This is a genomic window from Mesobacillus jeotgali (assembly GCF_031759225.1).
Classification (GTDB): domain Bacteria; phylum Bacillota; class Bacilli; order Bacillales; family Cytobacillaceae; genus Mesobacillus; species Mesobacillus jeotgali_B.
On the sequence record NZ_CP134494.1, the window covers coordinates 1,229,273 to 1,249,330 of the forward strand.

Genomic DNA, 20,058 nt, shown 5'->3' on the forward strand with positions numbered 1-20,058 from the left:
AGGTGTTTTTATGAGATTGAAAGATAAAGTAGCGATTATTACAGGGGCAGCGAACGGAATCGGGCTTGCTGCAGCTAAAACTTTTGCCAGTGAAGGCGCAAGGGTTGCCATGGCGGACTTTGATGAAGAAACAGGAACCAAACGTGCGGCAGAACTGTCAGCTGAAGGCAATGATATCGCTTTTTTTCAGGTGAATGTCGCCGACAGATCCAGTGTTGATTCGCTGGTCCAAAATGTTCTCGGCCACTTTGGCAAAATTGATATTCTAATAAATAATGCAGGCATCACCAGGGATGGAATGCTGCACAAGCTCGCTGCCGAGGACTTCCAGAAAGTCGTTGATGTCAACCTGACGGGTGTGTTCAATTGTGCCCAGGCTGTTGTTCCAGCAATGGTCCAGCAAGGTTCAGGCAGAATAATCAATACATCCTCCGTTTCCGGCGTATACGGCAATGTAGGCCAGACAAACTACGCAGCGACCAAAGCCGGAGTCGTCGGCATGACGAAAACATGGGCAAAGGAACTCGGACGCAAAGGCATCAATGTAAACGCAGTCGCTCCGGGATTCATCGAAACGGGCATGACCGCCGCTGTGCCGGATAAAGTGATTGAACAAATGAAGATGCTCGTCCCGCTGGGAAGGCTCGGATTGCCAGAGGATATCGCACATGCCTACCTGTTCCTCGCATCAGACGAGTCAAAATACGTGAACGGCACCACCCTCCATGTCGATGGCGGGATCATGATGTGATTTTAAAAAGCGCATTTGATGCGCTTTTTTATTTTGGGGTAGGTGTGGGGAGAGGAATGATTTCTATTCTATTGGAGTGTAAATTATTCAACCAGGAATAAAACTGCTCCAACCGGGAATAAATTTCTTTCAACCGGGAATAAATCTGCTCCAACCGGGAATATAACACCGGCAACAGGGATTAAAATGGCTTACCGGAGAATTATGCTGCAACCGTTAAGAAAATTATCCACCGTATAATAATTCGTGCCAACCATCAAATAAATCGTCTCAACCGTTAAATAATTCCTCCCAACCGTTAAAATGAACCGTCAAACCGGGAAAAATCCTCCTAACTGGTATTAAAACCGATCCAACTGGTATTAAAAATGCGCTAACTGGTATTAAAACTGTCCCAACTGGTATTAAATCTCCTCTAACTGGCATTAAAACTAACTGATCCCAAGAACTTTGCCCCACGCACTCTAAAAACCAGCTAATCATATGTTCATTTTACTTTTTGAGTCCGCTGATATTCACTTCAGGATTAACTTCCCTCCAAAAGTGGTAAATGGTATTAAAAAAGGATGAGGTGCTGTACATGGAAGACACAAAGCAGAAATACTACTTTAATATAGAAAGCGGCGAGGTGCTGGACACGCCGGCTGAGCCGGAGGGCCATTTATTCACGTTGATTGCGACCGGTGAGGAGATCAAGGATTTACGGGAGTATCTGACGGAAAACTATAAAGCGGATTGGGCCACTTTTGGCAATTCCCATTTGCGCCCTTTTACCGACCCAGACCGTGAGCATGCTGAATATGACTTTGCAATGAAGGAAATTTACGCAATGGTTTATAAACTGGGTGATGCTGAAGCCAGGAACCATGTGAAAAGTATGGAGATATTTACAGAAGATGAGTTGAAGGGCATATAAACTTCTGACACCACGGCTGATGCTGTGGTGTTTTTTGCAGTTTATAGTTATAAAATTATTTAGTTGTGGATAACTACGAGTAGTTTTCTTAATCCAGCTCCAGCGCCTAGCCCCTCGAGTCGCTTCAGTCCGCCCAATGAATTCAAAGAACGACTTCACTGGTCGGCCCTCCAGCGCTTGTCGGGGCTGACCAAGGCGCTTGCGCTTTTTCATATGTAACTAACCTGTAACTACCATCTCCTAAAATGAATCCATCAAGACGAGAGAAGGAGAGATTGCGGTGAGGTGGGAGCTCGACTGGCTTGAATCTAGAGCGGGATTGACACCAGATGCAGTTGCGATTGCCGATGCAGGGACGGCTCAGGAATGGTCATACAGGGAAATCAATGATCGGGCTAAAGCAATCGCAGTGTGGCTGGGTGAAAAGGGAGTCAAAAAAGGCGACAGGGTTGCGCTGCTTGCGCCGAACGGAATCAGTTACTTTGATTTGCTGTTTGCCTGCGGCAAAATTGGCGCCATTTTTGTGCCGCTGAACTGGAGGCTGTCCCTCGATGAGCTGGCATATATTATTAAGGATTGTGAGCCAAGGCTGCTGGCTTTCCATTCCAATTTAACAAAAGAAGTGACAATGATTTGGGATGAAGAAGACCGTTGCATTCAAATTGATGGTTCACGATACGCTCAGCTGCTTGGCGTAACAGTTGGCCAGCTGGATGGAGAAAAAGTGGAGGAAGAAGATCCGCTCGCGATGATTTATACAGGAGGGACCACCGGAAAGCCAAAAGGAGCTGTTCTGTCACATCGCGCCATCATCTGGAACAGCGTTTCGACGATCGCCAGCTGGAATCTGACGAACGAGGACAGAACGGTGACGTATTTACCTTTATTCCATACAGGCGGTTTGAATGCACTATCCATTCCGATCCTGATGGCCGGGGGCACCGTCGTTCTGGCCAATGATTTCACACCGGAAAGTGCGATCAAGAACCTAATCGAACATAAGTGCACAATCGTCCTATTTGTGCCGACGATGCATCATATGTTGGTAAAAACGGATCTTTTCCAGAAGGCGGAATTCACGGATCTTAAGCTGTTTTTATCAGGAGGTGCACCGTGCCCGCTTGAAATTTATGAAGCATACAAACAGAAGGGTATCGCCTTCAAGGAGGGATATGGGCTGACAGAGGCTGGCCCGAATAATTTTTACATAGATCCTTCAGAGGCGAATGTAAAAAGAGGTTCAGTCGGCAAGCCTATGCTGTTCCATTCTATCAAGATCCTGGACGAAGCAGGGAACGAGGCTGGAGCGGACGAGGTCGGTGAACTTGCTATCAAGGGGAACCATGCCTTTTCTTATTACTGGAATAATCAGAATGCGACCGAAGACACCTTGAAGGACGGCTGGCTTTATACAGGTGACCTGGCGAAGAGAGACAGAGATGGATATTATTATATTGTTGGCAGGAAAAAAGAGATGATCATCACAGGCGGTGAAAATGTATTTCCTCTCGAGATCGAACACTGGCTCTGCTCACACCCATCGATTCACGAGGCCGCGGTCGTTGGCATCCCAGATGAAAAATGGGGAGAAGTCGTGACTGCGTTCATTGTCCTTGAAGAGGGAGCTGCTTTAGGAGAGCATGAAGCCAAAATGCATTGCAGGCAGAAGCTCGCCGGCTATAAAGTACCGAAAGTTATCCAAACTATTGGCCATATGCCGAAGACGCATGTAGGCAAAATCGATAAAAAGAAACTGCGGGAAGTCGCTCTCTCTGCATCGGGCCATAAGCCTGTTTGATAAGAAAAAAGGCATTTCAGCCAGCGTTTGCTGACTGTAATGCCTTTTTTTGGATCAAAATACAAAGTCCAATATTGAAGAAGAAGAGTGAAGATAAGAGAATCATCACACCGCTGAATGGCAGCAGGGCTGCAATGGGCGGAGCGAGGCTGGCTCCTGTCAGCAGGATGAAAGAATAGAGTGACAATGCTTTGGCGCGCTGGCTGCTGCCGTAAAATCCGATCAAGGTAATGACAGTCGGGATGACGAGTGAAATCGATGAGACAAAAAATATGGAAAAGATAATCAAAGCACCGGTGGAATGAAAGAAAAGCAGCATAAAAGCGCTTGTTGACCCGATGGCCAAGCCAAACATCAATGTCCGCAGCTCACCCCAGCGGTCGATCAGCTTCCCTGTGAAAAGGGAAAGAGAAGCCCCAATCAATCCAACCAGCCGGATCATCAGCAAGTCTGACGAAGGTCCGTCAAAAAATCGGCCAATAGCGTCATAGAAGGCGATAATCGCGAACAACAGTGAGAATGTAATACTATAGCATTTCATCAAAACAGGCTCTTTGAGCAATTGAAAAAAGATTCTCCATAAAGGCTTGCTTTCTGTCGCAGGCGGTGGTGATTCTTTCAGCAGGAATAAAGCACTAGCAAATAGAATGAAATAAAGTGCTGAGAAGAAAAAGAAGACGCTGTTCCAGGAAAAAACATCCGTCAGAAAGGCGCTGGCAACCTGCCCAAAGATCCCTGCGATTAAAAATCCTGTGTTGATCAGCACGACCAGAATCGTCCTATGCCGATAATTGAAAATATCATAGGAGTAGGCGAAAGCAACTGAAGCGAAAGTAGCAAGGGTGACTCCCTGCAGTGATCGGGCAATCCACAAACTGAGGGACCCGGCTGAGAATCCGACTGCCAGTGTCGTCAATGCAGAGGCCAGTAGCCCGAACACAAGGATTTTCTTTCTGCCAGTAAAGTCGGAAACCGGCCCGAATGACAGCAGTCCGCAGGCGTAGAAGAAAGTGAATAGCCCACCCGCAAGGACTACGTGGGATTCAGCGATCAATAGGTCATCTGCAAGGACCGAATAAATTGGAATCAATGTATAAATATTGCTAGCGACCATGATGGCACAAAGTGTCAGAAGGATGGAAGCCTTTTGAAAAAAGGACATGGGTTTCATGTATATCACCTGCCACCATCAACATATGCAGACACCACAGTTTTAGCAGGTTGTTTTGGGAAAAATTAACGGGCTTCCTGCTTCCAAAATGGTCCGCAAAAAAGGTATAATGAAAGATATATAGAACAATCGTTTGGTATGGAAAGGCGCATGAGTATAAAGCGCCTTTTTCAATTTTTATAAAGATAGATATTTTAAGAGAGAAAGGGGAAGTCAGATGTCTGTACGTTTAGTAATGGGGCGCTCGGGGAGCGGCAAGACCGAGATGATCATTAAGGAAATCAAGGACAGGCTCATCTCGGACCCGCAGGGAGACCCGATTGCTTATCTAGTCCCTGAACAAATGTCATTCCTTTCCGAATACAGATTGTCCACTGACCCTGAGCTTGGGGGAATGATCAGGGCTCAGGTTTTCAGCTTTCCGCGCCTTGCATGGAGAATCCTGCAGGAAACAGGCGGGTACACTCGCCAGCATTTGGACAGTGTCGGGATCAGCATGATGATCCGAAAAATCATTGAAGACAAAAAGGACGAGCTGAAGATTTTCCAGAAGGCAGCGGATAAGAATGGTTTTGTCCAGCAGATGGAACAGATGCTGATTGAGTTCAAACGCTATGCGATCAATCCTGATGAGCTCACTGGTAAAATGGCGGAAAGCTCATCAGAGAATAAAGCTTTGAAAGATAAAATCCATGATCTTGAGCTAGTCTATCGACAATTTGAAGACGAATTATTCGGCAAATATATAGATTCAGAGGATTATTTCAAACTGCTTGCCGAGAAAATACCTGCTTCTCGATATTTGAAGGATGCAGAAGTGTACATTGATGGTTTCTACAGTTTCACGCCTCTTGAATTGATGATCATTGACCAGCTGATGAGCACATGTAAAAGAGTGACCATCGCGCTCCCGGTCGACAAGGGTTTTAAAGATGAACAGCCTGACGAACTGCATTTATTCAGGGTAACAGGAGAAACCTGCTCAACACTTCATGACATCATAAAAGCAAAAGGCTATGAGCTGGAAGAGGAAATCGTGTTGTCGGAACAGAGGCGCTGGCAGGATGAATCGCTAAAGCATCTTGAAAGGGAATTCGATTCCAGGCCTGCTGTTAAATATAACGGGGAGGCTGCAATCCATATTGCCCAGGCTGCCAACAGAAGGGCAGAACTTGAAGGAGTTGCCCGCAGGATTCTTGGGCTGGCAAGGGATAATGGTTACCGTTATCGCGACATTGCGGTACTGATGCGAGGCAGCGAATACCGAGAAGTGCTGGAGACGATTTTTGATGATTATGGACTGCCATACTTTATCGACCAGAAGCGGAATATGCTTCATCATCCATTGATTGAGCTAGTCCGTTCGAGTCTTGAAACGGTATTGGGGAACTGGAGGTATGAACCGATTTTCCGTGCGGTAAAAACGGATCTATTGTTCCCGGATGGAGTGAATCTGAATAAGATGCGCGAACAGATGGATGTGCTGGAAAACTATGTACTTGCATATGGCATCCAGGGAGATAAATGGACGAAAAAAGAACGTTGGAAATACCGGAGGATCCGCGGCCTGGAGTATGACGGATTGGCCCAGACTGATGCAGAAAAGCAGACAGAGCAGGAACTGAATGACCTGAGGCTGCTGATTACATCTCCGCTGCTGCGGATGGCCCGCCGCCTGAAGCGTGCTGATACGGGAAGGAAGCTTGCGGAAGCAGTCTATCTGTTCATGGAAGAACTTGATATCCCGGCGAAGCTTGAAGCCTGGAGAATGGTTGCTGAACAGGAAGGCAGATTGGTAGAGGCAAGGGAGCATGAACAAGCCTGGAACGCAGTGGTCAATCTACTTGACCAGTTCGTCGAGATGCTTGGTGACACGAAGGTAGCGCCAAAACAGTTCGTTTCCATTCTTGATGCAGGTTTTGAATCACTAAGATTCTCCTTGATTCCTCCTGCGATCGACCAAATATTGATTGCCGATCTTGAAAAGACGAGGCTTGCTGATGTCAAGGTCGCATTCGTCATCGGCGTCAATGAAGGTGTCCTCCCGGCGAAGATGACGGAGGAAGGAATTTTTGCGGATGATGATCGCGAACTTCTTCAGTCAAAGGGAATAAAGCTTGCTCCAAGCAGCCGCACCAAGCTCCTGGACGAAAACTTTATTGCTTACAAGGCATTTGTGACACCGTCGGAACAACTGTATATCAGTTATCCGATAGCCAATGAAGAGGGGAAAGCTCTGATGCCATCTTCATTCATCAAGAGAATTTCTGACCTTTTCCCTGAACATCAAACGCATTTCTACCTGCCCGATCCATCTGAATTGCCGGAGGAAGAGCAGTTGAAATATGCAGCTGGCGAAAATGTCGCTCTGTCCTATTTGACCTCCCAGCTACAATTGAAAAAGCGCAACTATCCTGTCTATGATTTCTGGTGGGATGTGTATGATTATTATATAAAGAGTCATCAATGGGGAGATAGAGCACGCAAGGTTCTTTCAAGCTTATTTTACGAAAACAGGACGAAGCAGCTTTCGGAATCCATCACCAAGGAGCTTTATGGTGAAGAAATTCAGGGAAGTGTTTCAAGGATGGAGCTGTTCAACAGCTGTCCATTCTCACATTTTGTCCAGCATGGACTGAAGCTGCGCGACCGCCAGATCTTCCGGCTTGAGGCTCCTGATATCGGGGATCTGTTCCACGCTGCGCTGAAGGAAATTGCCGAGACGGTCATGCAGCAAAACCTCAGCTGGGCCCAGCTGACAAGAGCCCAGGCGGAACAACTGGCAAGGGATGCAGTCCAGAAGCTGGCTCCTAAATTGCAGAACGAGATTTTGCTAAGCTCGAACAGGCATCATTATATCAGGCAGAAGCTGCAAAATATCATCAGCCGTGCATCGCTCGTATTAAGTGAGCATGCAAAGGTCAGCGGATTTTCACCAATAGGCTTGGAACTTGGCTTCGGACGACAGGGAAAACTGCCGCCGCTTGCTTTTTCTCTTAAAAATGGAACGAAGATGGAGCTCATGGGTCGAATTGACCGCGTTGATAAAGCGGAAGACGAAAAGGGAGTGTACCTGAGGGTCGTCGATTATAAATCCAGCGTGAAGGATGTCAATTTGACAGAGGTTTATTATGGTGTGGCCCTGCAGATGCTCACCTATCTGGATATCATCATCACTCATTCGCCAATGTTAGTCGGCAAGGCTGCTGACCCAGCGGGAGTTCTGTATTTCCATGTCCATAATCCTATTGTCAATGCATCGAAAATGCTGACTCTTGATGAAATCGAGGAGGAAATCCTCAAACGTTTTAAAATGAATGGATTGCTGCTTGGGGATGAGAATGTCATCAGGATGATGGACAAGGGGCTTGATACAGGAAGCTCACAGATTATTTCCGCAGGTTTTAAAAAGGATGGAAGCCTGCTGAAAAGCTCAAAAGTGGCCAGCAAGGAAGACTTTGACCATTTGCGGCAATTCGTCCGCCACAAATATGTAGAGACTGGAAACAGGATTGTCAGCGGAATTGTCGATGTAGCGCCTTATAAACTCAAAGACAGGGCCCCATGCACATTCTGTTCTTTCAAGCCAGTCTGCCAGTTTGACCAGGCAGTTGAATCGAATGATTTCAGGAAGCTTCCGGTCATTAAAAAGGAAGATTTGCTGGCATCGCTCCGTCAGGACCAGCATATGAAGGCAAACGATGGCTTGCCTGGAGCGAATGAGCGGTTAGAAGAAATCAGGAAACTGGATATTCTCGCATCAATCGGAGAGGAGGAAGAGGATCTTGGCTAAAATGAATATACCGCCAGTGCCTGAGGGGGCAACCTGGACGGAAGATCAATGGAAGGCAATCATGGCCTCAGGGCAGGATATTCTTGTCGCAGCGGCAGCAGGGTCGGGAAAAACTGCCGTGCTTGTTGAGCGGATCATCAAGAAGATCACTTCGGAAAGCAATCCTATGGATGTTGATGAACTGCTAGTCGTGACGTTCACCAATGCTTCCGCTGCTGAAATGCGCCACAGGATAGGAGAAGCGCTGGAAAAAGCAATCGACAGCAATCCGGCTTCGACCCACTTGAAAAAGCAGCTTAGCCTGCTCAACAGGGCGTCGATCTCAACACTTCACTCCTTCTGCCTTGAAGTGATCAGGAAATATTATTATTTGATTGATGTCGATCCTGGCTTCAGGATTGCGGATGAAACAGAAGGTCAGCTGCTTCGGGACGAAGTGATCGAGGACCTTTTCGAGGAAGAATACGGAAAGGCAGACAACCAGCCATTTTTCAACCTGGTGGATGCGTTCACGAATGACCGCAGCGATGAAGGTTTGAAGGATATCATAGTCGACCTGTTCGATTTTGCCAGGTCCAATCCTTCACCTGATGCATACCTGGATTCAATCGTTTCGATGTATGACGCAGCAGACAGCGCAACAATGGAGGATCTGCCTTTCATGAAGGTGCTCGTGGCGGATATCGAGCTGCAGCTACAGGGGGCGAAACAGCTTCTGGAAAAAGCGATGGAAATTGCGAGAATGCCAGGAGGGCCGGCACCAAGGGCGGTCAATTTTACAGAAGACATGCATGTGATAGATACTTTGCTTGCTGCAAAGGACAGATCATGGGCAGAGCTTTATGAGGCCATTCAGCTCGCCAATTTTGGCAGGGCGAAAACATGCCGCGGTGACGACTTCAACAAGGATCTTGTAGACAAGGCAGCGAAGCTACGCGACAAGGCAAAGAAAATCGTCCAGGATCTGAGAGCGGAATTATTTTCACGCAGACCTGAGAGCTTCCTGAAGGACATGCAGGAAATGAAGCCTTTGGTTTCTGTCCTGATCGAACTTGTAAAAGAATTCTCCCGCAGGTTTGGAGAAGTGAAACAGGAACGGGGCCTCGTCGATTTTTCTGATCTTGAGCATTATACACTTGATATCCTGACAGCCAATATAGATGTGGGAGAAGTGGCACTACCGGGAAAAACTGCACCTTCAGAGGCAGCACTCGCTTATCGCCAGAAATTCAAAGAAGTTCTTGTGGATGAATACCAGGACACGAACATGGTGCAGGAAGCGATCCTCCAGCTTGTGACAGCTGAAGGGGAAGAATCAGGCAACCTGTTCATGGTTGGCGATGTAAAGCAATCCATCTACAAGTTCCGTCTTGCTGAGCCTAATTTGTTCCTGGGAAAGTACACCAGGTTCACATCCAGCGGAGAAGGAACTGGGCTGAAAATAGACTTGGCCAAGAACTTCCGGAGCCGCAGGGAGGTCCTTGACGGGACGAATTATTTATTCAAGCAGATCATGGGAATCAAGGTTGGCGAGATTGATTACGATGAAAATGCCGAGCTGAAACCAGGAGCTCCTTATCCTGAGGATGACGAGTTCCCTGTGGAGCTGCTTTTGATTGATAAAAGCGAGGGTGAATCCACGGAAACAGAACCCGGGGATGAAGCGGCAGAAGGTGAATTCGACGCGGATGACCTTGAACAATCACAGCTCGAAGCAAGGCTGATGGCCAAGCATATTAAGGATATGGTAGAAGAACGGCGGGGCGTTTACAATCCGAAGACAAAGACATCGAAGCCCGTCAATTACCGTGATATCGTCATTCTCCTCCGCTCCATGACATGGGCGCCGCAAATCATGGAGGAGTTCAAACAGCAAGGCATCCCGATTTACGCGAATCTGTCCACAGGGTATTTCCAGGCAACAGAGGTGGCGGTCATGCTTTCATTGTTAAAAGTGATCGACAATCCTTATCAGGATATTCCGCTTGCTGCTGTCCTGAGGTCCCCTATTGTCGGACTGGACGAAGAAAAGCTTGCCATCATCAGGGTCAGCCAGAAACGAGGTTCTTTCTATGAGGCGTTGACAGCTTTCTGCGTTCAAAAGCCGGTTCCTGAAAATGAAGCATTGCATGAGAAGACAAGCCGTTTCTTTGAAAGCTTAAAGAAATGGAGAACTTCGGCCAGACAGGGTTCCGTATCAGACTTGATCTGGCAATTGTACCGGGAAACCCGTTTCTTCGATTTTGCCGGTGGGATGCCAGGTGGCAAGCAGCGTCAGGCAAACCTGCGAGCGCTCTATGATCGCGCGAGACAATATGAGGCAACAAGCTTCCGTGGCCTGTTCCGCTTTTTGCGCTTCATTGAGCGCATGAGGGAACGGGGCGATGACCTTGGTGCTGCAAGAGCTCTTGGGGAGCAGGAAGACGTGGTCAGGATCATGACGATCCATAGCAGCAAGGGACTTGAGTTTCCGGTTGTCTTCGTTGCAGGGCTTGCCCGGAATTTCAATACGATGGACCTGAAAAAATTCTATATGCTCGATAAAGAATTTGGCTTCGCGGCAAAATATATCAATCCTGAGAAGCGGATTTCCTTCCCATCCTTGCCGCAGTTGGCCTTTAGGCGCAAGAAGAAGATGGAAATGCTGGCAGAGGAAATGCGTGTATTATATGTTGCCTTGACACGGGCAAAGGAAAAGCTCTATTTGATTGGATCGGTCAAGGATGCAGAAAAGACGATCAGCAAGTGGCAGGACGAGGCAAGCCATCCTGAGTGGCTGCTGGATGAATATTCAAGAGCTTCTGCTTCGGGTTATATCGACTGGATCGGACCGGCGGTGATCCGCCACCGGGATTGTGACTATATCCGGAAAAGTGGAGATAGCCTTCATCCGGCAATGGGTGAGGATATTATAAACCATCCTTCCCGCTGGAAAATCGAAAGCATTAAAGCGGAGGAAATCGCTTCATATGCAGATGAACAAACCGAAGAGCACGAAAGCTTGATGGACCTTGTTGCAGCAGGGAAGCCCGTAAACAGAGACTCAGAATTAGCAGAGATAGTGAACAGGCAGCTTTCATGGAATTATCATTTCAAAGAAGCAGCAAACCACCGGTCAAAGCAGTCCGTTACTGAGTTGAAACGCAACCACGAAACAAGGGATGAAGAAAGCGGAACACAGATTGTCAGGAGGTTTTCAAAACCAATCCTCAACAGGCCAAGGTTCATGCAGGAAAAGAAACTCACACCTGCAGAACGCGGAACCGCAATGCATATGGTCATGCAGCATATCAACCTGAATCAGCCAGTAACCGAAGCCTCTCTCGATTTGCAGCTGGAGGAGATGGTAGAGAAGGAGCTGCTTTTCCCTGAGCAGCGCGATGCTGTTGATAAAAAATGGATCCTTGCCTTCTTTGAAACGGACATCGGCAAGCGACTGGTTTCGGCTGAAAAAGTCAGCCGTGAGGTACCGTTTTATCTGTCATTGCCGTCAAAGGAAGTTTATCCTGATTGGCAGGGAGAAAACGAACCGATCTTTATCCAGGGGGTAGTTGACTGCATTTTCCAAGATGAAAAAGGAACCGTCCTGCTGGACTTCAAAACGGACGGCATCCATGACCGCTACAAAGGCGGTTTCGAGCAAGCAAAGCCGATTCTGGAGGAGCGCTATCGAATCCAAATCAGCTTGTATGCCAAAGCAATCGAACAGGTATGGAAGCAGCCAGTAGAAGAGAAATACCTATATTTCTTCGACGGCGGCCATCTGCTTGAATTAGACTAACTATAATATGATGTTAAAAACCGGTGGGATGTGAATAATAATCCTGCCGGTTTTTTTTTGCCAGAGTGCATTGGTGCCCTAAAAAGCAGAAATTCAGAAAAAGCGGTAACCAATGGAGCGTATTGGTGCCCTGAAAAACAGAAATTCTGGAAAAGAGGTAACCAATGGAGCGTATTGGTGCCTTAAAAAGCAGAAATTCTGGAAAAGAGGTAACCAATGGAGCGTATTGGTGCCTTAAAAAGCAGAAATTCAGAAAAAGAGGTAACCAATAGAGCGTATTGGTGCCCTGAAAAACAGAAATTCTGGAAAATAGGTAACCAAGAAAGCTAATTGTTGTCCAAAAATGCAAACGACGAAATTTTGGTCGCAGCTATGCGATTGCGATTACAAAAATGGGTATGGGAAAAATGACTTCATTTTCTTACAGGGGAGGGATCACCCGAGTGGCAAAGAAAAAGCAATCCGGCACATGTGAATTATGCGGCAGGGAAGAGGTGGAGGTGACCATACACCATCTGGTTCCTAAAGAAATGGGTGGCACTTTCATGGCGACAGCCAATCTATGTATCCCGTGCCATAAACAGATTCATGCTCTGTTCACGAATGAAGAGCTGGCATCGGGATTGAACACGATTGACCGTCTGCGTTCGCATCCAGATTTGCAGAAGTTTTTGAAATGGATAAAAAAACAGCCTTCTACAAGGCTGCCGAAAATATCAAAATCGAATGCGCGAAAACGGAATAAACGCTAGTTATTACCTGCTATCGGCTGGTCAATCAAGTTGGCATCAAGGACATTGCTGGCACTTAATCCGTTATTTGTCACAATGAATCCGCCAGTGTTGAATCCTCCCTGACCAGCGACTGTTTTTGAACTGCTTTTTGGCGAGATGAACAGCGTGTCGCCAAACTGTACCGTCCCGCCGCCTACATTCAATATTTGCACAGGACCTATTATTGCTGGCATTGAAAACATCCTTTTCTGCTTTGTTTTAACCTTTTTTCCATTGTTGCTTATGAATGCTTAAGACCTAAAGCTTCTCATCAAATCTACCTATCTTCCCCATTCAACATGTTATTCCTCGGCAAAAGCTGGCGTATATGCTTTACACGGGCCTCCATGGCAATATTGGAACTGTTTCCAAGGTGCACTACAGACGAAGATGAGGCTCCCAGAATATCAATGTTCCGAACCTTCAATACAGGGTTGAGGTTGTGGGTTGAGAAAACTACATTTTCTTCAACTGCTGGTTGAAAAGGAATTGTTTCAGAAAAAATCGGGAATGCTGCGAAGTTGCCTTCATTATCCAAAAATATCTCTGCCTCTCTTTGGACGGCCAGCGCCCTGGACAATGCCTGAATTTGCTCTGAGTCACCAATCTGTAAGATCGAGGAGAAGGATACCGCGTCAATTTTTATTTGGTCAACACAGGATATTCTCTGTAGCATAGCGATCACGATATATCCGGCGTCAGCGGGACAAATGGCCCGACAATCAACGATTCTGCCGGTGTATCAAAGGTTGCTGCCAGCTGGATCGTATCTGCATCACCAACCATTAGCAGCGAGGAACTCGAAACACCTATGATCCTTATGTCGCCGACGCAAATATCACGGTTATAAACTTGGAAATTCATTATGAACGTCCTTCCTTTACATTATCAGGCAGGTTTTTCAAGAACAGGAACACTCCATTCTGGATTTCCTGCTTAAGGAGATCAATCACCCGTTCGTTCAGCTCAGGGCTCAGTTCCGTGCCTCTTTCACCTGATGATTGCTCCTGTAAATGCTGAGCTGCTCTGCCAGACAACTGTTTTTTAATATCATTTTTTATGAACTCGAAATAAGAATCATCTACACTGATTCCCAGCTCCGCCTGGGCCCCCCGGTAAATGTTCTCCAAATCAGTTTCCAAATATTTGTTCAGTGCTGTTTCGATCTCAATGGTCCTTTTAAATAACTGCTTTGGAGGAATCGGCACATTTACAGATTTTTGATCAACGGTAAAATCGTCGATTCCATCCAAATCTGTTGGGTTTAGACCAATATTCAAGGTTCCCTCAAGGGTTTCCACTTTTAACTGGTCGAACTTATACTCAATATTCCCTATTTGAACCGGAGGCCGCTCCTTCAGTGCAGCAATTTCCTGCTGCAGTTCCGAAATCATTTTCTCCAATCTTGCAGTCTTTCTGCTCTGGTGCTCCACATATAAATGCAGCTTCTTTATATATTGATAAAATTCCGCATCCAAAATGAATCACCTCGATTTCACCGATTTTTAATACACATCCCTAATTGCGTCGAACCGGGGCCTGCAATGGAACGGCAGGAGCTTCAAGTGTACCGCCTTGCATATCCCCCATGCCAGTTGAGATTTCTGTGGGGTGGACCGCTTCTGGCGCAGGAGCTGTAAATCCACCGGTGTTATAAAGGTAGGAAACTGGCTTGATCATTCCTGCACTTCCAATTTGCAGAACAGAAGAGTTCGTGATTCCATCTATCCTCAGAAGGTTGATATTGATTGATTGCTGTATAAAAAAATTCATCAGACTCACCCACATTATATATTCAGATAATTTCCTTGATCGACGGCATCTGGATCATAGGTATTTGTTGAGCTTTGGTTATTGTAAACGGTCAATCCATCTCCGGTATTGAATGAACCTGCTCCAGAAAAGGTTTTTGCATTGGAAATCGGGCTGATTTTATAAACATCGCCAATATGGAAGACGGAGCTGTTCCCCAGGGAAATGACCTGTGCGACTCCAACGATTGCTGGCATTTGCAACACCCTTTAAAAAGATTTCTTTATTATCCTATGTGCCCAGATGAAGAATGTGATTAAAATGCCTATTGTGTTTATAAGGGCCTTTCCAGAAAAATTTCATACAAGCGGCAAACCACCATATAGAAAAAAGATCCTTCCGTCTTGCAAAAAAAACATGTTATATAACAGTTAAAAAGTTATATAACAGGAAGAGTAATATGATAATATATTTATATATTTAGAATTATAAAATTATTCTGGAGGAGGCAGATTATGAACGTTCCATTGGTGTTGAACCAGTTTCTCGATCGTGCAGTGTCGCTTTACGGCAGTAAAAAAGCCATTTTTTCTGAGGATAGAGAACTTACATATTCTGAGTTGAACGATAGGGTGAACAGGCTGTCCGATGGTTTAAGAAAAATGGGAGTAAACAAGGGCGACCGGATTGCCTATCTTGCACCAAATTCAATTGAAATGCTTGAAGGTTTCTATGGAGTATTCCAGCTGGGCGCAGTCATGGTCCCATTGAATATTCGTCTGAAACCTGATGATTATTTGTTCATCCTTAATCACAGTGAGTCGAAGGTTTTATTTGTGGACCAGGACTTATATCATCTGATTCAGCCGATTAAGGATCAGCTCGAGAGCGTACAACACATTATTGTCCATTACAAGGATGATAGCCTGGGTGAAACTGGTTATGATGAATGGCTATCACAGCAATCTGATGAGACGTTCAAACGTGAAGAGCTTGATGAAAATGATGTCTGCAGCCTTCTGTATACAAGCGGTACGACTGGGAATCCAAAGGGAGTCATGCTGACGCACCGGAATAATTACCTTCATGCCTTGAGCACAATGCATCATCTGCGCGTCAGCGACGAGGATGTCCTGCTGCATGTCCTGCCGATGTTCCATGTTAATGGATGGGGATCGCCATTTTATTACACAGCGAACGGCGCTTCGCAGGTATGCCTGCGGAAGACGACGCCCGAGACAATTTTCAACGCGCTGGAAAAACATAAAGTCAGTGTCATGCACATGGCTCCAACAGTATTGAATGCACTGCTTCAGTTTTATGAAAAAAATGTCCCGAGTATCGAACAGCAGGTTCGGGTGGTCATTGCCGGTTCTGCTCCGCCGCCAGCATTCGTCACCCGGGTTGAAAAAGAACTTGGCTGGGAATTCATCCAGGTATACGGAATGACAGAATCCTCGCCATTAAGCACGATTTCAACAGTAAGGTCGCATTTGAAGCAGCTGCCTTTGAATGAACAATATCGAATGAAAGCAAAAGCAGGCATATCCATGATTGGCTGCCAGGTGAAGGTTGTCAATGATTTTGGCGAAGAGGTTGGACATAACGGCAAGGAAATAGGGGAAGTCATCACCCGAAGCAATGGAGTCATGAAAGGCTACTGGAAAAACGACGAAGCAACGATGGAAACAATCCGTAATGGCTGGCTCCATACCGGGGACATGGCGACGGTCGATGAATATGGCAATATCGACATCGTTGACCGCAAGAAAGACGTCATCATCAGTGGCGGAGAAAATATCTCCTCCATCGAAGTCGAGGGAGTATTATATGATCATCCGGCAGTCCTGGAAGCAGCAGTCATTGCAGTCCCTCACGAAAAGTGGGGGGAGACTCCTCATGCCTATATTGTACTCCGTGAGAATGAGCAGGTCACAGAACAGGACCTCATTACATTTTCAAGAGAAAAACTTGCCCATTTCAAAGCCATAACCGGAGTAACTTTTGTAAAAGAACTGCCGAAAACAGCTTCCGGAAAAATCCAGAAGGTCCATTTGCGGAATGAATACTGGGAGGCAAATGGCAAGACTGGAAGATTTGTAAACTAATAGCACAGGGGGACAGCACTTTGTGGCGTCCCTTTTTCTTGCGGGAAATCCAGCTGCAGCGGGCGTTCCTTTGTTACCTTTGGCATATTGTTATGTTGTGTGATATACATAGATTAGATGTAAACTCTTGGATGGAATGAGGGGGAAGATGGAGATTAACAGACAGCTGTCTGGCAAAAGAGTTGTTTCGATTGACCGGATGCGAGGCTTTTCATTATTGGGGATTTTTCTGGTGAACATGATTTCATTTCATTCTCCTTATTTCTATATCGATCCAGAAACATGGTGGGATGGAAGCATTAATCTTTTTACATACCGTTTCATTGACCTATTTATCCAGGCAAGCTTTTACCCCTTGTTTTCAATGCTGTTTGGGTATGGGCTCGTAATTTTAAGAGAACGTACACTGGCAAAAGGTCTGAACTTCAAACCTCTCGCACTAAGGAGACTCTCAATCCTAATGTTGATTGGGTTCATCCATGCATTCTTGATATGGCCAGGTGATATCCTCATCACCTATGCAGTATGCGGTTTTGCCTTCTTGCTTTTCATTGGCTGGAGTGCCAAAAAGCTTTTCATTGCTGGATTAAGCTTATACATAGTTCCTAATCTTCTCTTGTTGTTGATGCTCGGTGCAGCATCAGCAATCGACAGCGGAAGCGGATTTTCGATGTATGATGGACAGGCTGCGGAACAGTCCATAACAATCTATCAAACTGGAAGCTTTGGCGAAGTGACTGCGCACAGAATATCCGAATGGTATAAAAACAATAACCTGGTGGGACTATTTTTATATTTGGTCACAATTCTTCCCTTGTTCATGATTGGAGCTGGAGCAGCTAAAATCAAACTGTTTGAAAATGTACGAGAGAAAAGAGGGAAAATCGCCATGGCTGCGGCTGTATTCGCAACCCTTGGCTTGTTGATAAAAGCAATTCCGTACCTCTATGCTAAAACTTTGATGACGGATTATGCGCAGGATGTTTTTGGCGGTGCGATGGTTGCGATGGCGTATGCACTGATCATTGCTCTTCTTTCCGAAGTTAAGCATTTTGACAGATTGCTTTATCCGCTGGAGGCTGCCGGAAGGCTCTCCATCAGTAATTATCTATTTCAGTCTGTCGTTTCGACACTGATCTTTTATAGTTATGGATTAGGATACTATGGAGAGTGGTCCATTTTTTCAGGAACCATGCTTGTGCTAGTCATCTACGTAATTCAACTGGCATTTAGCAGCTGGTATATTAAAAGGTTTCACTACGGACCTGTCGAATGGCTATGGCGAGTTGGCACACATTTGAAAAAACAGCCTTTTAAAAAGGGAGAAGCTTGATGAAGAAGATTATTATCATTGGCTGCGGAGGTGCAGGGAAGTCGACACTTGCCCGGAAGCTGGGGGGAATCCTTAACATTCAGGTCTATCATCTTGATGCTATGTTCTGGAAACCAGGCTGGGTGATAACGGCAAAAGGTGAGTGGGAAACACTCATCAAGCAAGTGATCGAGAAAGATTCCTGGATCCTGGATGGCAACTACGGCAGCACGATGGATTTGAGGGCAAATGCAGCGGACACGATCATCTTCCTTGATTACTCTACTCCAAGGTGCCTGTATGGAGTTTTCAAAAGAAGAATCATGTATCACGGCAGGACTAGGCCGGATATGAATGAAGGCTGTCCGGAAAGACTCGATTGGGATTTTATCAAATGGATCGCAAAATACAAGCGTGAAAAAGCTCCTGGCATTATTAGCATGTTAGAAGAATTCAAGCTTCAGGGAAAAAAGATATACCATTTTACAAATCCGCGTGAAACAGAGAAATTCATAGAAGAGCAATTAATTAAAGGGAGGGCGTTAACATGAAATTTGCTACATATAAAAATGAATCTGGTCAGTTTATCGGAATTGTTCATGCAGATGGCAGGCGCGTACTGCCGCTTTTGGAAGTCTATGAAAAAATGGGAGGTAAATCAGCACTCCCATCTTGCATGGCTGAAGCCATTTCGCTTGGAGACGTATTTTATCAGGAAGCGAAAAAAACCGTTCAATGGGTAAACGAGAACAATCTCGACAGCGAGCTTTACATCCCGCTTGATTCAGTAGCATTGCTAGCTCCAATTCCGCGCCCAGCAAAGAATATTTTCTGTGTGGGCAAGAATTACGCAGAGCATGCGATTGAAATGGGCAGCAAGGATGATATTCCTGAACATGTCATGGTATTCACAAAGGCACCTACCACAGTCATTTCCCACGGCCAAAATATCCAATCACATAGTGAATTGACAGAGCAATTGGACTATGAGGGCGAGTTGGCGGTCGTCATTGGCAAAAAAGGGATAGGGATCAAAAGGGAAGAGGCATTGGATTATGTGTTTGGCTATACAATCGTGAATGATGTGACAGCCCGCGATCTGCAGGCGAAGCATAAGCAATTTTTCATCGGCAAAAGCCTTGATACGACTTGTCCGATGGGACCATGGATTGTCCATAAATCAGCCATCGACAACCCGAACAATCTCGATATAAAAACAACAGTAAATGGGGAAGTACGACAGGATTCCAATACGGAGAACTTCATTTTCCCGGTAGAAGAGGTCATTGCAGTGCTCTCCCAGGGAATGACACTTGAGCCTGGGGATATTATTGCAACGGGAACACCAGCGGGCGTAGGCAAAGGGTTCAAGCCGCCGAGGTTCCTGAAGGATGGTGATGTAATCGAGATCACTGTCGAAGGGATCGGGGCTTTACAGAACAAGGTGGAAGGTTAACATAGCCTGGCCAGTTAATTTTAGTGTTTTCTGCGCCGATATGGTATGATGTTTTAGAATTAACTATTAGGAGGACGGGTACATGATCCATGCCCATATGACAGCCTGGTTTTTGGCTCTAGTTTTATTTTTCGTAGCACTTGGACTACATAAAAGCGGTAAGGAAAAGGGCGCGAAAATTGTCCAGATGGTCCTTAGATTGTTTTATGTGCTGATTCTATTGACTGGCTTCGGACTGCTTTTCAGCATTAACATCAACCTTATGTATGTATTGAAAGCAGCAGTAGGCTTGTGGGTGATCGCCATGCTGGAAATGATTTTAATCCGTACGAAAAAGAACGAAAAAGCGTCTATTTTGTGGATTCAATTCATTGTCGCAGTTCTGCTTGTATTGTATTTAGGTTTTTCACTTCCACTTGGAACATACTTGTTCTAATAATTTGTCGA

General features: G+C 45.9%; 18 protein-coding genes. 11 read left to right on the top strand and 7 right to left on the bottom strand.

Features of this window, described 5'->3' with window-relative positions:
• Positions 1–10 precede the first annotated feature (10 nt).
• From fabG to RH061_RS06130, 3 genes are all read left to right on the top strand, one after another.
• On the top strand, positions 11–751 hold the full coding sequence (gene fabG / locus RH061_RS06120; RefSeq protein ID WP_311074661.1) for a 3-oxoacyl-ACP reductase FabG: 741 nt from the start codon (positions 11–13) through the stop codon (positions 749–751).
• Positions 752–1,331: 580 nt separating this feature from the next.
• Entirely contained in the window at positions 1,332–1,667 is a 336-nt protein-coding gene (locus RH061_RS06125; protein ID WP_311074662.1) for a hydrolase, read from the top strand.
• Positions 1,668–1,947: 280 nt separating this feature from the next.
• Complete coding sequence (locus RH061_RS06130; RefSeq protein WP_311074664.1) at positions 1,948–3,465, top strand: class I adenylate-forming enzyme family protein; 1,518 nt, start codon at positions 1,948–1,950, stop codon at positions 3,463–3,465.
• Positions 3,466–3,481: 16 nt separating this feature from the next.
• Here RH061_RS06130 and RH061_RS06135 read toward each other — a convergent pair whose 3' ends face one another.
• Positions 3,482–4,636 carry an MFS transporter gene (locus RH061_RS06135; protein ID WP_311074665.1) on the bottom strand — a complete coding sequence of 385 codons (1,155 nt, stop codon included), beginning with the start codon at positions 4,634–4,636 and terminating at the stop codon, positions 3,482–3,484.
• Positions 4,637–4,853: 217 nt separating this feature from the next.
• On the opposite strand from RH061_RS06135, the gene addB reads away from it, so the two are divergent.
• From addB to RH061_RS06150, 3 genes are all read left to right on the top strand, one after another.
• Positions 4,854–8,429 carry a helicase-exonuclease AddAB subunit AddB gene (addB, locus tag RH061_RS06140; protein ID WP_311074667.1) on the top strand — a complete coding sequence of 1,192 codons (3,576 nt, stop codon included), beginning with the start codon at positions 4,854–4,856 and terminating at the stop codon, positions 8,427–8,429.
• Between the two features lies 1 nt (position 8,430).
• On the top strand, positions 8,431–12,210 hold the full coding sequence (gene addA / locus RH061_RS06145; RefSeq protein WP_311076301.1) for a helicase-exonuclease AddAB subunit AddA: 3,780 nt from the start codon (positions 8,431–8,433) through the stop codon (positions 12,208–12,210).
• Positions 12,211–12,617: 407 nt separating this feature from the next.
• Positions 12,618–12,962 (top strand): HNH nuclease-like protein HlpB, encoded by a 345-nt coding sequence (locus RH061_RS06150; RefSeq protein ID WP_311074669.1) that lies wholly within the window; start codon positions 12,618–12,620, stop codon positions 12,960–12,962.
• Here RH061_RS06150 and RH061_RS06155 read toward each other — a convergent pair.
• The 6 genes from RH061_RS06155 to RH061_RS06180 all read right to left on the bottom strand — a co-directional run bounded on the left by RH061_RS06155 (position 12,959) and on the right by RH061_RS06180 (position 14,992).
• Complete coding sequence (locus tag RH061_RS06155; RefSeq protein ID WP_214908812.1) at positions 12,959–13,177, bottom strand: spore germination protein; 219 nt, start codon at positions 13,175–13,177, stop codon at positions 12,959–12,961. The genes RH061_RS06150 and RH061_RS06155 overlap by 4 nt on opposite strands.
• A gap of 83 nt (positions 13,178–13,260) precedes the next feature.
• Positions 13,261–13,659: a spore germination protein GerPE gene (locus RH061_RS06160; protein ID WP_311076302.1), complete on the bottom strand. Its 399-nt coding sequence runs from the start codon at positions 13,657–13,659 to the stop codon at positions 13,261–13,263.
• 5 nt (positions 13,660–13,664) lie between these two features.
• Positions 13,665–13,847 (bottom strand): spore gernimation protein GerPD, encoded by a 183-nt coding sequence (locus tag RH061_RS06165; protein WP_311074671.1) that lies wholly within the window; start codon positions 13,845–13,847, stop codon positions 13,665–13,667.
• The gene (gerPC, locus tag RH061_RS06170; RefSeq protein ID WP_311074672.1) at positions 13,847–14,461 is read right to left on the bottom strand and encodes a spore germination protein GerPC; all 615 of its coding nucleotides are present in this window, start codon (positions 14,459–14,461) and stop codon (positions 13,847–13,849) included. The genes RH061_RS06165 and gerPC overlap by 1 nt, the downstream gene beginning before the upstream one ends.
• 40 nt (positions 14,462–14,501) lie before the next feature.
• Positions 14,502–14,756, bottom strand: coding sequence for a spore germination protein GerPB (locus RH061_RS06175; RefSeq protein ID WP_311074675.1), 255 nt, complete (start codon positions 14,754–14,756; stop codon positions 14,502–14,504).
• A gap of 14 nt (positions 14,757–14,770) precedes the next feature.
• A complete protein-coding gene (locus tag RH061_RS06180) occupies positions 14,771–14,992 on the bottom strand; it encodes a spore germination protein (protein WP_311074677.1) in 222 nt (73 codons plus the stop codon).
• A gap of 258 nt (positions 14,993–15,250) precedes the next feature.
• On the opposite strand from RH061_RS06180, the gene RH061_RS06185 reads away from it, so the two are divergent.
• The 5 genes from RH061_RS06185 to RH061_RS06205 all read left to right on the top strand — a co-directional run bounded on the left by RH061_RS06185 (position 15,251) and on the right by RH061_RS06205 (position 20,047).
• Complete coding sequence (locus tag RH061_RS06185; RefSeq protein ID WP_311074679.1) at positions 15,251–16,843, top strand: long-chain-fatty-acid--CoA ligase; 1,593 nt, start codon at positions 15,251–15,253, stop codon at positions 16,841–16,843.
• A 148-nt stretch (positions 16,844–16,991) separates the two neighbouring features.
• Positions 16,992–18,176 carry a DUF418 domain-containing protein gene (locus RH061_RS06190; RefSeq protein WP_311074680.1) on the top strand — a complete coding sequence of 395 codons (1,185 nt, stop codon included), beginning with the start codon at positions 16,992–16,994 and terminating at the stop codon, positions 18,174–18,176.
• Complete coding sequence (locus tag RH061_RS06195; protein WP_311074681.1) at positions 18,176–18,706, top strand: DNA topology modulation protein; 531 nt, start codon at positions 18,176–18,178, stop codon at positions 18,704–18,706. The genes RH061_RS06190 and RH061_RS06195 overlap by 1 nt, the downstream gene beginning before the upstream one ends.
• Complete coding sequence (locus tag RH061_RS06200) at positions 18,703–19,611, top strand: fumarylacetoacetate hydrolase family protein (protein WP_311074682.1); 909 nt, start codon at positions 18,703–18,705, stop codon at positions 19,609–19,611. The genes RH061_RS06195 and RH061_RS06200 overlap by 4 nt, the downstream gene beginning before the upstream one ends.
• An 82-nt stretch (positions 19,612–19,693) precedes the next feature.
• The gene (locus tag RH061_RS06205; protein WP_311074684.1) at positions 19,694–20,047 is read left to right on the top strand and encodes a YisL family protein; all 354 of its coding nucleotides are present in this window, start codon (positions 19,694–19,696) and stop codon (positions 20,045–20,047) included.
• Positions 20,048–20,058 lie beyond the last annotated feature (11 nt).